Genomic DNA, 12,814 nt, shown 5'->3' with positions numbered 1-12,814 from the left:
GGAACGACATGGCAGACGTTCTCGTGTGGCAGAGATCCTCCTTCTCCGAGGGCGGGGACGCCCCCAACTGCCTTGAGATCGCCGCCCCTCAAGCACCCAGCGCTCTCCTCCTCCGCGAAAGCGACGAGCCCGGCACGGTAATGCACACCACCGCCACCGGGCTCACCGCCCTCATATGCCACCTGCGAGCCCAGCAGCCAACCGGCTAGAACAGGCTCAGCAACGCCTCCGCCGGATCCATAAGCCCCGTCTCCCCGTCCGGGAGCGGGAGTTCGAACCAGACCGTCTTACCGCGCGGTGTCCGACGCGAGCCCCAGCCTGCCGACAGGAGGCCGACCAGTTGCAGGCCTCGGCCGCCCTCGTCCGTGTCGCGGGCGCGGCGGCGGCGGGGCTGGACCAGGCCCGAGTCCCAGACCTCGCAGACCAGGGTGCTGTCCAGCAACAGCCTCAGTCTGATCTCTCCCTCGCCGTACCGCAGGGCGTTGGTGACCAGCTCGCTGACCAGGAGTTCCGTCGTGTCGACCAGGGGCTCCAGGTCCCAGCTCAGCAGCTGGTTGCGGGCCTGCTCGCGGGCTCGGCCCACGCTGCGGGGCTCGCGTGGGAAGGTCCAGTCGCCGACCGAGTCGGCCGGCAGGCCCTGGACGCGGGCCATCAGCAGGGCGATGTCGTCCTCGCCATGGTGGCTGTCGAGGGTGTTGAGGACGTGGTCGCAGACGTCCTCAAGGGGTTCGGTGGGGTCCGTGAGGGCTCCTACGAACGCGTTGAGGCCCTCGTCCAGGGGATGGTCGCGGGATTCGACCAGTCCATCCGTGTAGAGCGCCAACAGGGCGCCTTCGGGTAGTTCGACCTCCACCTCCTCGAAGGGCTCCCCGCCGACGCCGAGCGGCATGCCGGGCGGCACGTCGAGCATGAGGGCGGCCTCGCCGGGTTCGACCAGCACCGGGGGCAGGTGGCCCGCGTTGGCGAAGGTGCAGCGCCTGGTCACCGAGTCGTATACCGCGTACACGCAGGTCGCGAGGTACACCTCCGACAGGTCCGCCTCGCGGGGGCGGCGAGCCGCGCGGGTCGCCTGCTGGACGCCTCCCGGCGCCCCGAGGCCGCGTGCGATCTCGTCCAACGCCGAGAGGACTTCCGCCGGTTCGAGGTCCAGGAGCGCCAACGTACGGACCGCCGACCGGAGTTCACCCATTGCCACCGCCGCGCGCAGCCCTCTGCCCATCACGTCGCCCACCACCAACGCCGTACGGTGACCGGGGAGTTCGATGACGTCGAACCAGTCGCCGCCGACCTCGCTCGGGCGGTCGGAGGAGGAGTTGCCGGGCAGATAGCGGCAGGCGATGTCCAGGCCGGAGGCCACCGGGTCGCCCGGGGGCAGCAGCGACCGCTGCAGTATCAACGCCCGCTCGTGCTCACGCCGGTACAGCCGCGCGTTGTCGATACAGACCGCCGCCCGCGCCGCCAACTCCACCGCCAGATCACGGTCCCGCTCCCCGAACGGCTCGCTGCCCTTCGTACGCGCGAACTGCGCGAGCCCTACGACCGTGTCGTGGGCGACCATCGGAACGGCCAGCGTGGACTGGACGAGGCCGCCCTCCTCGCCGGGGATGTTCTGGGGGCGGGCCGTGCGCAGGGCGTCCGCGCAGGGCGAGTTGAAGGGGTAGTGGTGGACGGCGCCGACCGCGACGGGGTCGCCGCCGCCGACGACGAAGGGCATGTCGGAGACGGCGCTGGCGAAGGCGACCCGGCGCAGTTCCGCGCTGCCGTCGGCGAGGCCCGGCGGGGTCTCGTCGCCGGCCAGGAGGCCCTGGTAGAGGTCGACGGTCGCCAGGTCGCAGAAGCCGGGGACCACCACGTCCAGGAGTTCTCGGGCCGTGGTCTCCAGGTCGAGGGAGTTGCCGATACGGGCGCCGGCCTCGTTCAGAAGGGCGAGATTGCGCCGCGCGGCGGCCGCTTCCCGGGCGGCGGCGCGGCGGGCGGTGATGTCGATTCCGAGCCAGGCGATGCCGATGGGGCGGCCGCTGCCGCTGTGCACGCGGTAGAGGTTGATCGACCAGTGGCGGCGCTCCTCGGAACCCGGCACGAAGCCCGTGACGTGCATGTCCGTGATGGAGTCGCCGGTTTCCAGGACCCGGCGCAGTATCGCCGACACCCGCTCGGCCTCCGGCCTGGACAAATAGTCCGGGACGCCGCGGCCCCGGTGGTCGTCGGGGGTACCGCCGAAGATCGAGGCGAACCGCTGGTTGGCGCGCCGGATCCGCAGATCGGGGTCGATCAGCAGGAAGCCGAACGGAGATTGGCCGAAAATCGACTGCGAGGCGGCGAGGTCCGTCTCGATGCTGCGCAGCGTACGGACGTCGACGACGATGCAGACCGCGGCCTTCTCGCCCTCCTCGGTCCGGGTCGGCATCACATAGACCTCGGCGAGCCCCTCACGGCTCCCGCCGTCCTCCGCACCCTTGGCCCGGAAGGGGACGACTCCGGTCCACTCCCGGCCGTCCAGGATCTCGGCCATCTTGCGCTGGCCCCGCTCGCGCAGGTCGGCGTCGATGAAGGCCTCGATGGGGTCCATGCCGACTGCGCGCTCGACGGGGATGCCGAAGAGCTGCTCCGCCCGCAGGCTCCACTGGTCCACGAGCCCGTCGGGGCCGATAGAGAAGGACGCGACCTTGATGTAGTCGTAGATCGAGCCGGGCGGGCTGCTCTGCCACATGGCGTCGCCCGGCGGCAGCTCGGCAGCGGGCAGCCCTGTCCGACCCGTCACGACGCCCGGCCTGTCGGCCACGGCATCAGCCGTGGCCCTTGCCCTCGCGCCGTCCGACGGGTCCTCGGACTCCGTGGCCTTCGCTGGTATCTCGCTCACGCGAACCGTCCCCTCCAGCTCACCGCGTCCGGCACCGGTCACCGGAGGCGGCTGCCCGCAGTATCCAGCACTACGGCGCCGCACAACACGGTGTTCACGATCACAGCACGGTCCCGACGGTTTTCGGTCCTGGCTGCGACAACACCTACAGTCTTCTAACCAGGGGACACGCAGTCGAATCACACCACTCGACAACCGCCACTGGCCTGAACCAGTCACCCGACACCGCGACACTCCGTGTACACCCCCGACGGGCGCCGCTCAGCCCGGTACGGCCAGCTCGAACCACACCGTCTTGCCGGCCTCCCCGGGTCTGGTGCCCCAGCGCCGCGAGGCCCCGGCGACCAGGGCCAGGCCGCGTCCGCTCTCGTCCTCGGGGCGGGCGACGCGCTCGCGGGGCGGGTCGGGGAGCGGGTCGGAGACCTCCACCAGCAGTACGCCGCTGAGGCGCGCGGGGCGGACCAGCCGTACGCCGATGGGGCCGGTGGCGTGCCGCAGCGCGTTGGTCACCAGCTCGCTGACGAGCAGGGCCGTGAGGTCACCGAGGCTGTCCAGCTCCCAGGTGGTCAGTTGCCGGCGGACGACCGAGCGGGCGGTGCGCACGGCGCCGGGGTCCGCGGGGAAGGTCCACTCGGCGCAGTCGCCTTCGGTGTCGATCACGCCGAATCACTTCCCGGGCCAAGAAGCTCACCCATGTCCGGTTTCATGGGGTTAATGGGCACATACCCGATATCCAGGAGGGAGTACCGGGCCGCTGCGCTGAAAGTGGGCGGGGCGCCTATTCGATCGGGGGGTGCGGTTGGCTTGCGGCTGCGGGTTCGTTGTGGCTTGTCGCGCAGTTCCCCGCGCCCCTAGGCATGCCCCAGCAGGGCGGCGATTTTCTGGACCGCCTCTACATCCTGGTCCAGCCAAGGCACATCCCAGAGCTCGCCCGGAGCCAGCCAGCGGAGTTCGTCGTGGTCCTGCAACGGCTTCGGATCCGGGGAGCCTGGGAGTAGATGAGCCGTCCAGACCTGAAGGACGTACGGCGGCCTCAGGGGCCACTCCCCCTGGACCCGGTCGAGCACTTCCGCCTCGACGCCCAGCTCTTCTTTCAGCTCGCGTACCAGGGCCGCCTCGGGTGTCTCGCCCTTTTCGACCTTGCCGCCGGGCAGCTCCCAGCGGCCTGCCAGGTCCGGGGGTGCGCTGCGGCGCGCGGCGAGCAGGCGGGCGCCGTCGAGCAGGGCGGCGCCCACGACCACGGTCCGTTGTTCTGTCATGGGGCGGAGACTAGGGCGTCCCGTGGGTCAGTTGCGCGAGCCGTCTCCGTTCGGGCTGATGCGCTCCACCCAATACAGCTGCTTGTGGCCGCGGTTGTCGAGGCTGTCGGCGATCTTCTGGGCCTCGGCCCGCGTCGCGTACCGGCCCACGCGGTAGCGATTGCCGTTGTCGTCCTGCCGTATGACGAGCCAGGGAAGAGTGATCGTGCCGTCGTTCATCGCGCCCCTCCACTTCCCGCCCGCGGCTGTCGCCTTGCCCCGCCCGCTAAGGAAACCGCAATCCGCATATGCCCGAGCCTACGCCTAACCTTTACGCAGCGAAGCCGTCTTTTCACAAAGAGGTACGCAACCGGCCAGGACGGGACCCCCCAACCCCGGGGCACACGACGCCGGATGCGCCGTGTATGCGCCTCCACGCTTCGGGTCAGGGGGCCGCTACGCGCGTCCGGGGCCACCTGCGAGAACGACCGGAATCCAACGGCGTGCGGGTAGCGGGTGATTGAAGGGGCGACCAGGGCAACTGCCGGAAGTCTGTGCGCTACTTCACCGGAAGGTGGTAGGCGACCCGGTAGCGGTCGGCCGGAATCACTACGTCCGCCGTCTCGACCGGGCGTCCCGAGGCGTAGTACGTCCGCTGGATGACCAGGACGACATGACCGGGAACCCCGCCCAGCGCGAGGAGTTCCTCCGCGAGACCGGGACGGGCTCCGACCTCCTCGGTGACGTTGTCCACGATCACGTCGATGGCGGCCATGCGCTCGACGACGCCCATGCCGCCGAGCGGGCCCTCCTCGGGAAGCATCACCGGGGTGCGCCCGGTGACCGCGAGGGGCTCCCAGGAGGTGGAGAGCATCATCGCGTCGCCGGCGTCCCGGAACACGTACTTCGTGCACATCACGCGCTCGCCGGGCTGGATGCCGAGCCGCTCGGCGACCAGGACGCTCGCCTCGGCCTGCGCGCTGCTGGACTCCCAGGTGCCGCGCGCCTCCCCCTCGGCCTGCTCCTGCCGGAAGGGCGTGGCACCGGTCGGCGGGCGGTATCCGGAGCGGGAGATACGGCGGGGCACGGGCTGTTCGCGCACATAGGTGCCCGAGCCGGAGCGGCCCTCGACCAGGCCCTCGGCCATCAGCACCTTGCGCGCCTCCAGGGCGACGGTGTCCGAGACGCCGTACTCCTCGCGGATCCTGGCCTGGGACGGGAGGCGGGTGTGCGGTGGCAGCGAGCCGTCGGTGATCTTCTTACGGAGATCACCCGCGACGCGCAGATACGCAGGCTGCTCACCGAATGTCACAGGCCGCTCCCATCAGGTTGTACAGACAGCTACAGCCTGGCAACCGTGGGTTGAGCCTTGCAAGCAAAGGCCAGAGAATCACTCGATGTGATGACATCTGCCGGGTGAGGCCTTTACGCAGGCACTTTCTCCCCGCTATGGCCGCGTTCACACATCGACGCCGGCGTCACCCGCGCCGTCGTCCGCGCCGCCCTCGTCCCCGTCCTCCCAGGGCGGGGTCGTGCCGAGGCCCAGAGCCTTGCGCGCGGTGACCGTGGTCGAGCCGTCGATGAGCTCGTACCCCTTGTCGTAGTGCTCGTAGTAGGCGTCCGCGTCGGTGGCGGCGGCCGCCTTTGCCCACTCCTTGCGGGCGGCCTCCAGGTCCTTCACCACGTCCGCCACGGGCTTGCTGACGTCGGACCGCCAGGGGTGGCTGCCCAGCGCCGCCGCCTGCTCGCCGAGCACGTCCTCGACCTTGCCCGCCCAGGTCCGGGCTCCCGGCAGGTTGTCCTCGGCGTACACCCCGGGCTCCGCCTCCAGGACCTCGTCCACGGCGTTCGACGCTTTCAGGAAGGCCACCTGGTCCGTGTCGAGCGTCGTCTCGTCGGCGCGCAGCGAGCCGGTCAGCGTGCCCTTGGAGTCCGTGTTGCCGAACACGCAGGTGATCTCGCGGTCGCCGTAGCGCCAGCTCTCCGAGGTCGGGGTCAGGTGGTACACGTCCACGTCGCCGGGCAGGGCCCAGCTGTCCATGGCGTAGTCCGGCTGCAGCGCGTAGCACTTGTCGTCGGCGACGCCCGCGAGGTGGTCCTCGCCGGGGTAACTCCCGCCCGGCAGCGTGACGGTGGCGAAAACCTCGCCGTCGTGCCTGCCCGCGCAGGGCACCTCGTCGACGTCGTAGGTCAGGCCCTCCAGCGAGCCGCTCGACGAGTCGAAGCACTCGCCCTTGGCTACGGAGAGGCTCGCGCTGTCGTTGGCGGCCTCCTGGAAGCCGTCCCAGAAGTCGGACGCGGCGCTGGTCGTGAGGATCAGCACCCAGAACGCGAGCCCGATGGAGGAGAGCACGGTCCCGGCGATGGCCATGGCCTTGCCCCGCTCGCCCCGCTTGTTGATCTGCGCCAGCGCGATCAGCCCCAGCACGAGGCCGACGGCGGGGAGGAAGCAGAGGAGGCCGAGCACCAGGGCGGAGATGGCGAGGCCGTTGACGGGCGCCGGTGGGTTGGGCGGGGTGTAGTAGGCGTGGCCCCAGGTCTGGTACGGCGGCATCTGGGCGTGGGGAGGCTGCGGGTACTGGTCTTGGGGCCCAGGGGGCGGAGGTATGGACACGAGTACCGTGCTCCTGGTTCGGGCGGTTCAGAAGGGCGATGCAGAACTGGCGTACGACGGGGGGTGTACGCGCATGGTAAGCGCGGTACGGGTGGGGACGGAACGCCGGTTGCGAACGTGATGATTCGGGCGCCCCTCCGGTCTCCTCGCCGCCCGCGAGGAGACATGCCACGTCCTCGCGGCGGACCCGGTCACCTACCCCAGGCCCTGCCGCGAGGACGTGTTTCAGATCAGAAGTGACTCTGCGTCAGAACTGCAGCGCCCAGGCATCGATGCGCCCGGTGTCTATCGCCGCGTTGTCGCTGACCCGTAGTTTCCATGTGCCGTTGGCGACCTCGGAGGAGGCGTTCACGGAGTACGTGGTGTCGATGTTGTCCGAACTCCCGCCGGTGCTGTACGCCTTGAGGGTGTAGGCACTGCCGTCGGGGGCGATCAGCTGGACCTGGAGGTCGCCGATGTACGTGTGGACGATGTGGACCTCGACGGCCAGCGCGGCGGGCGCGTTGCCCGTGACGCCGGAGACCGTGATCGGGGACTCGACCGTGGCGTTGTCGCTGATCGCGTAGTCCCCGGTGTTCTCGAAGCGTGAGCCGGTGGGCGGCGGGGTGGTGGTGCCGCCGGTCACGTTGAGGAGCCGGTTGGGCGAGCCGGTGCCCGGGCTGGTCACGACGCCCGTGCTGGACGCGTTCACCAGGCCCGTCGCCACCTGGGCGGGCGTGGCGGTGGGGTTGGCGCCCAGGTAGACGGCCGCTGCGCCGGTGACGTGCGGGGTCGCCATCGACGTACCGGAGATGGTGTTCGTGGCCGAGTCGCTGGTGTTCCAGGAGGAAGTGATGGACGAGCCCGGGGCGAAGATGTCCAGCACCGAGCCGTAGTTGGAGAAGCTGGAGCGGGCGTCGGTGCTCGTGGTCGAGCCGACGGTGATCGCCTCGGTCACCCGGGCCGGCGAGTAACTCGACGCGTTGGCGCTGTCGTTGCCGGCCGCGACGGCGAAGGTGACGCCTGCGGCGATGGCGCCGCGCACGGCCGCGTCGAGGGTCGAGTCCGCGCCGCCGCCGAGCGACATGTTGGCGACGGCCGGCTTGACGGCGTTGTCGGCGACCCAGTCGATTCCGGCGACGACCCCTGCGGTCGTTCCGGAGCCGGCGTTGTCGAGGACGCGCACGCCGACGATCTTCGCCGCCTTGGCTACACCGTAGGTGGCGCCGGCCACCGTGCCGGCGACGTGGGTGCCGTGGCCGTTGCCGTCCTGGGCGGTGTTGTCGTTGTCGACGGCGTCGTAGCCGTAGGAGGCGCGGCCGCCGAAGGTGCTGTGGGTGATGCGGACACCGGTGTCGATGATGTACGCCGTCACGCCGGACCCGGCCGAATCCGGGTAGGTGTACGTGCTGTTGAGCGGGAGGGCCTTCTGGTCGATGCGGTCCAGGCCCCAGGAGGGCGGGTTGGTCTGGGTCGCGGCGATATGGAAGGTGCGGTTCTGGACGACGGAGGCGACGGCCGGGTCGGCGGCGAGACGTTTCGCCTCGGTCGCGGTGGCCTCGATCGCGTAGCCGTTCAGGGCCTTCTTGTACGTGCGCTCGATGGTGGCGCCGTACTCCTTGGCCAGGGCGCGACCCGCGGCGGAGCCCGCGCGGGCCGCGCCCGTCTTGAGGGTCACGATGTAGCTGTCCGCGACCGCGTTCGCGGCGCCCGCGTACTGAACGCGGCCTTCGGGAGCGGTCGTTGCCGCTCCGGCGGGGAGGGCGGAGACGAGGCTCGCGGCGAGTGCCGCGGTGGCCGCGGCGCTGAGCGCGGCCAGTCTTCGCCGGGTGTGTCGCATCACTGCCATCTGAGGGATCCTCCTCAATCGGTGGTGCGCTGGTGGGGGGTGGTGCACGCGCGTAGAGACACCGGCAGACATGATCATGCCAATTTCCTGTGCCTATTCTGTGCGTCAGCCGAAAGATTGGGGCTTCCACAGGGAATCCACAAGGGCCCCCGCGTGGACGTAACAAACGCGCCATGCACCGGTCATGACACAACACCACCAAACACCCCATCTAACCTGCCCACCATGAGCTCACTGCCGGATCGCTTCTGCCCGATGGACGGCACCCGCGTCCCCACCGCCGCGCCCGCCTGGTGCTGCCCGGTCTGCCGCGGCCCGCTGGACCTGGACTTCTCCCCCACCCCGGCGACCCTCAAGTCCCTTGCCGGACGCGTCAATTCACTGTGGCGGTACGCCGAGACACTCCCGCTCGCCGCGCCGACGGTGTCGCTCGGCGAAGGCCGCACCCCGCTGGTCCCGCTGACGGACACCGTCTTGGCCAAGCTGGACTTCCTGATGCCGACGCTGTCCTTCAAGGACCGGGGCGCGGTGCTGCTCGCCGAGCTGGCGCTACGGCTGGAACCGCGCCGCGTCCTGGCCGACAGCAGCGGGAACGCGGGCACGGCGATCGCCGCGTACTGCGCACGCGCGCGTCTGCCCTGCACGGTATACGTCCCCGAGGGCACGTCGGCCAAGAAGCTGGAGCAGATCGGGGCGCACGGGGCGCGGGTGCGGGTGATCGACGGGGACCGGGAGGCGACCGCGACGGCGGCCCGCGAGGCGGCGGACGAGCCGGGCACCTTCTACGCCTCGCACGTCTACAACCCGTACTTCCTGCACGGCACCAAGACCTACGTCCACGAACTGTGGGAGGACCTCGGCGGCCGCCTCCCCGACGTCCTCGTCCTCCCCGTCGGCAACGGAACGCTGCTGCTGGGCGCGGCCCTGGCGGTCGCCGAACTGCACGGCGCGGGCCTCCTGGACCGGCGCCCCGCCCTCTACGCGGTCCAGTCGGCGGCGGTCGCCCCACTGGCGCACGCCTGGGCGGAAGGCGCGACCGACCTGAGCGCCACGACTCCCTGGGCCCCCACCCTCGCCGAGGGCATCGCCGTCCCCCACCCGCCCCGGGCCCGCCAGATCCTGCGGGCGGTACGGGAGTCGGGCGGGTCCGTCCTGACGGTGACGGAGGATCAACTCCGGCACGCGCAGCGGGATCTGGCGTCGATGGGGCTGTACGTGGAGTCGACGGGGGTGGCGTGCTGGGCGGCGGTGCGGGAGGGGGTGCTGGGGAGGCGGTCGGGGGTGGTGCCGTTGTGCGGGGCGGGGGTGAAGACGGGGCTGGCGGGAGGGTGACGGTTCAGTTCACGCGAAACGCGGCCGCGCGGAGACCATCACGCGGAGGGGCGGGGGTGGTTCTGGTCGCGCCAGGCCCGAGGCGAGATTCCGTATGCCTGTTTGAACACCTTGCTGAAGTGGGTCGCGTCCACGAAGCCCCATCTCCGTCCTATCGCCGCGGTGGTCCGCAGTCGGCCGTCAGGGCCGGCCAGCTCTCGCCTGCATTCGGCCAGGCGGTGTGTACGGATCCAGTCTCCGAGGCTGATGCCCGACCGGGACAGCACAACGTAGAGGTGACGTACGGAGATGTCGTGTGCGGCGGCTATCCGTGCCGCCGACAGATCGGGATCAGCCAGGTGCGCCCGGATCCATCTGCATCCCGCGGAACACAGCCGTCAACCTCGGCGACTACGCCCATCCCAACGGCACCACCTGGGCGAACGATGTCGACGCCGTCAAGATCTGGAGCGACAACGGGAAGTGCAGCGGCGCCTACTTGGTGCAGCAGGGCCGCGTCAGCTGACGGCCCTGACACACGAGGTCGTCCCCGGGCACCTCAAGCCCGGGGACGACCTCGCTCCGCAGTCGCTGACGCCGCGAAGGCGGTCATGCAGAGCCTCACTCGGGCTCGGTGAGCCTCTCGTCCGCCATGCCCAGGCGTGCCTGTTCCTCCTCGACGATGCGGCGGGCGATCTCGGTGTCCGACACATCGACCGCGTCCGGGGTGGCTTCGGCGACGGCGCTGCGGCGGGCGTAGGCGTCGAACAGGCGGGTCTTGTTCTCCAGCATCCTCACCATGCGCTCGTCCACCCCGCCGGTGGCGAGGAGACGGTACACGCGGACCGGCCTGACCTGGCCCATGCGGTGGGCCCGGGCGACCGCCTGGTGTTCGAGGGTCGGCTTGATCTGGGGTTCGCAGATGACGACGACGGAGGCGGCCTGCATGTTGAGGCCGACGCCCCCTGCCTGGATCTGCGCCAGCAGTACGGCAGGACCCGGGGCGTCCGTGAAGTCGTCGACGACCTGCTGCCGCCGGGCGGGCTGAACGCCGCCGGTGAGCGGGCCGAACAACGGGATGCCGTCGGCGAGTTCGGCACCGACCGCTTCCCGCACCACACCCAGCACGTCCTTGAAGTTGGAGAAGACCACAGTCTTCTGCCCGTTCTCGCCGGCCTCCTGGACGATCTCCCGCAGCCGGCCCAGTTTCGCCGACTTCTCGGGTCTCATGTACGCGGCCCTGCGCATCGCCATGAAGTTGCCGGCCCGCACGGCCTCGCGGTAGCACTCCTCGTCCGAGGCGCTCAACTCCTCCCACTCGTCCGTCTGTTGGAGACTGGGCAGTTCCGTCAGTACGTCCACCTGGTTGCGCCGCAGATAGACCGGGGCGACGGCCTTGCGGAAGGCGACCGACCCGGCGGGCGCGTCCCCCTCTTCGAGGGATTCCGCGAGCCGCGGATCGAGCATCCGGACCAGGTTGCGGAACTCGGAGACCCGGTTCTCCATCGGCGTGCCGGACATGAACAGGCTGCGATCGCAGTGCTCCGCCCATTGGGCGACCGCCTGGGACCGCTGCGCCTTCGGGTTCTTCACGGTGTGCGCCTCGTCGACGACGAGCATGCCGACCTCTCCGCCGCCCGGTGCGGGGAAACCGCGCAACGCGTCGAAGGTGGTCACACCGACCCCGCCGCGCCCCTTCCAGTCGGCGAACGCGTCACGCCGGTCGGGACCGTGCAGAAGCGCGGCCCGCAGCGTGCTCCGCGCCTCGATCTCGCGCACCCAGTTCACCAGGACGCTCGCCGGGCATACGACCATGAAGTGGCTCTGGCCCTCGGCGGCCAGGTGCGTCAGAGCGGCGATCGCCTGGATGGTCTTGCCGAGCCCCATCTCGTCGCCGAGTATCACCTTGCGCTGGGCCAGGGCGAACCGTGCGCCGAACGCCTGGTAGCCACGCAGGGAGACCCGCCGCAGGGAGTCGTCGAGATCCTGCCCCCGGACCCGCTCGGCGATCTCGTCGGGCAGGAAGCCCTCGGCGGCGGCAGCGTCGGGCGCCCGCCCGGAGATCTCCGCGAGCAGGCTGTAGTACTCGGCGGAGCGCAGCTCGAAGTCGACCCAGGCCGCGATGTCGGTAGAGGGCCCGCGCAGCAAATCCACCGACGCCTGGGCGAGCAACCCGGGTACGCCGGCCTGCTCCGCCTCACTCACCAGCGCCCGGATCTCCGCGACCGCGGCCAGCGCACGTGCCCGCTTGTCCTGTCCGGCGAGCAGCATCCGCACCCACCCGGCGGCGGGCCTGGCATCGGCCAGCAGCGGACCGAGCCGTCGCGCCAGACCGGCGGCGGTATCGACCGCACGCCGGGCGTCCGGACCGGCCTCCACGAGCACATGCAGGGCCATGACGAGCGCGGTCGTCCGCGGTTCCGGCCGGTCCACGTCGATATGAACGGCGACGGTCTCCTGCACGGCCTCGGCCAACCGCCCGACGGCGCCGAGGACATGATCGACGGTGCGCTTCCCGACGCCGGGAATCTGCCGCAGCCGGTAGGGCCCCGCGTCGAGCACCTGCCCGACGGTACGCAGCCCGGTCGCCTCTATCGCCCCCAGCCGCAGCCGCCCCTCAGTGACCTCCTGCAGTCGGGCAACGGGAATGGCACCGAGCTCCCGTTCCACCGCCGCGTCATGAATCGGCTTGAGAGCGACGGCAACGGCTTCGACAGCCCTACGGTGATCACCGACGACGGCCTGAGCCGCCTCGTACAGTCCAGTCCCCCTCGCCACCACATCCCGCTCAACCCGCCCCACGCGCCCCACCCCTCTCCCACGGCCCTCCACTCAGGCCGGCCACCCGCCCAGCGCCTTCGAGGACTGCACCTCCGGAGGCTGCACCTCCAGGATCACTGCCGTCCCGCCGGCCACAGCACACTCGTACAGCGTGATCCGATCACCTGGCGCAAGGTGCCTCC

Annotated in this window: 11 protein-coding genes and 1 pseudogene; 3 read left to right on the top strand and 9 right to left on the bottom strand. The window is 70.6% G+C overall.

Going from position 1 to position 12,814, the window contains the following annotated elements:
- Window positions 1-8 precede the first annotated feature (8 nt).
- The gene (locus tag AC5DRG_RS34500) at window positions 9-209 is read left to right on the top strand and encodes a DUF397 domain-containing protein (RefSeq protein WP_491803464.1); all 201 of its coding nucleotides are present in this window, start codon (window positions 9-11) and stop codon (window positions 207-209) included.
- Here the strand turns inward: AC5DRG_RS34500 and AC5DRG_RS34495 are convergent.
- From AC5DRG_RS34495 to AC5DRG_RS34465, 7 genes are all read right to left on the bottom strand, one after another.
- A complete protein-coding gene (locus AC5DRG_RS34495) occupies window positions 206-2,860 on the bottom strand; it encodes a SpoIIE family protein phosphatase (protein ID WP_491803463.1) in 2,655 nt (884 codons plus the stop codon). The two genes, AC5DRG_RS34500 and AC5DRG_RS34495, sit on opposite strands and share 4 nt — an antisense overlap.
- 261 nt (window positions 2,861-3,121) lie before the next feature.
- Window positions 3,122-3,520, bottom strand: coding sequence for an ATP-binding protein (locus AC5DRG_RS34490; protein WP_491803462.1), 399 nt, complete (start codon window positions 3,518-3,520; stop codon window positions 3,122-3,124).
- Between the two features lie 191 nt (window positions 3,521-3,711).
- Window positions 3,712-4,119 (bottom strand): (deoxy)nucleoside triphosphate pyrophosphohydrolase, encoded by a 408-nt coding sequence (locus tag AC5DRG_RS34485; protein ID WP_491803461.1) that lies wholly within the window; start codon window positions 4,117-4,119, stop codon window positions 3,712-3,714.
- 27 nt (window positions 4,120-4,146) lie between these two features.
- A complete protein-coding gene (locus AC5DRG_RS34480) occupies window positions 4,147-4,338 on the bottom strand; it encodes an SPOR domain-containing protein (RefSeq protein WP_491803459.1) in 192 nt (63 codons plus the stop codon).
- Window positions 4,339-4,657: 319 nt separating this feature from the next.
- Window positions 4,658-5,410, bottom strand: a complete 753-nt coding sequence (locus AC5DRG_RS34475; protein WP_491803457.1) for a GntR family transcriptional regulator — start codon at window positions 5,408-5,410, stop codon at window positions 4,658-4,660.
- Between the two features lie 147 nt (window positions 5,411-5,557).
- Window positions 5,558-6,712 (bottom strand): DUF4190 domain-containing protein, encoded by a 1,155-nt coding sequence (locus AC5DRG_RS34470; RefSeq protein WP_491803456.1) that lies wholly within the window; start codon window positions 6,710-6,712, stop codon window positions 5,558-5,560.
- Window positions 6,713-6,959: 247 nt separating this feature from the next.
- The gene (locus AC5DRG_RS34465; protein WP_491803455.1) at window positions 6,960-8,540 is read right to left on the bottom strand and encodes a S8 family peptidase; all 1,581 of its coding nucleotides are present in this window, start codon (window positions 8,538-8,540) and stop codon (window positions 6,960-6,962) included.
- 225 nt (window positions 8,541-8,765) lie between these two features.
- On the opposite strand from AC5DRG_RS34465, the gene AC5DRG_RS34460 reads away from it, so the two are divergent.
- Complete coding sequence (locus AC5DRG_RS34460; protein ID WP_491803454.1) at window positions 8,766-9,872, top strand: threonine synthase; 1,107 nt, start codon at window positions 8,766-8,768, stop codon at window positions 9,870-9,872.
- A gap of 38 nt (window positions 9,873-9,910) precedes the next feature.
- Here AC5DRG_RS34460 and AC5DRG_RS34455 read toward each other — a convergent pair.
- Window positions 9,911-10,228: pseudogene (locus AC5DRG_RS34455) on the bottom strand (helix-turn-helix domain-containing protein); the annotation flags it as partial.
- Between AC5DRG_RS34455 and AC5DRG_RS34450 the strand changes: the two are divergent.
- Window positions 10,168-10,377, top strand: coding sequence for a hypothetical protein (locus tag AC5DRG_RS34450; protein WP_491803453.1), 210 nt, complete (start codon window positions 10,168-10,170; stop codon window positions 10,375-10,377). The pseudogene AC5DRG_RS34455 and the gene AC5DRG_RS34450 overlap by 61 nt on opposite strands.
- A gap of 95 nt (window positions 10,378-10,472) precedes the next feature.
- Here the strand turns inward: AC5DRG_RS34450 and AC5DRG_RS34445 are convergent, their stop codons facing one another.
- On the bottom strand, window positions 10,473-12,653 hold the full coding sequence (locus tag AC5DRG_RS34445; RefSeq protein WP_491803452.1) for a DEAD/DEAH box helicase: 2,181 nt from the start codon (window positions 12,651-12,653) through the stop codon (window positions 10,473-10,475).
- Window positions 12,654-12,814 lie beyond the last annotated feature (161 nt).

Source organism: Streptomyces sp. JLBG701, assembly GCF_058544905.1.
Note: the sequence above shows the minus strand (reverse complement) of the source record. Positions and strands in the feature narration are given on the sequence as shown.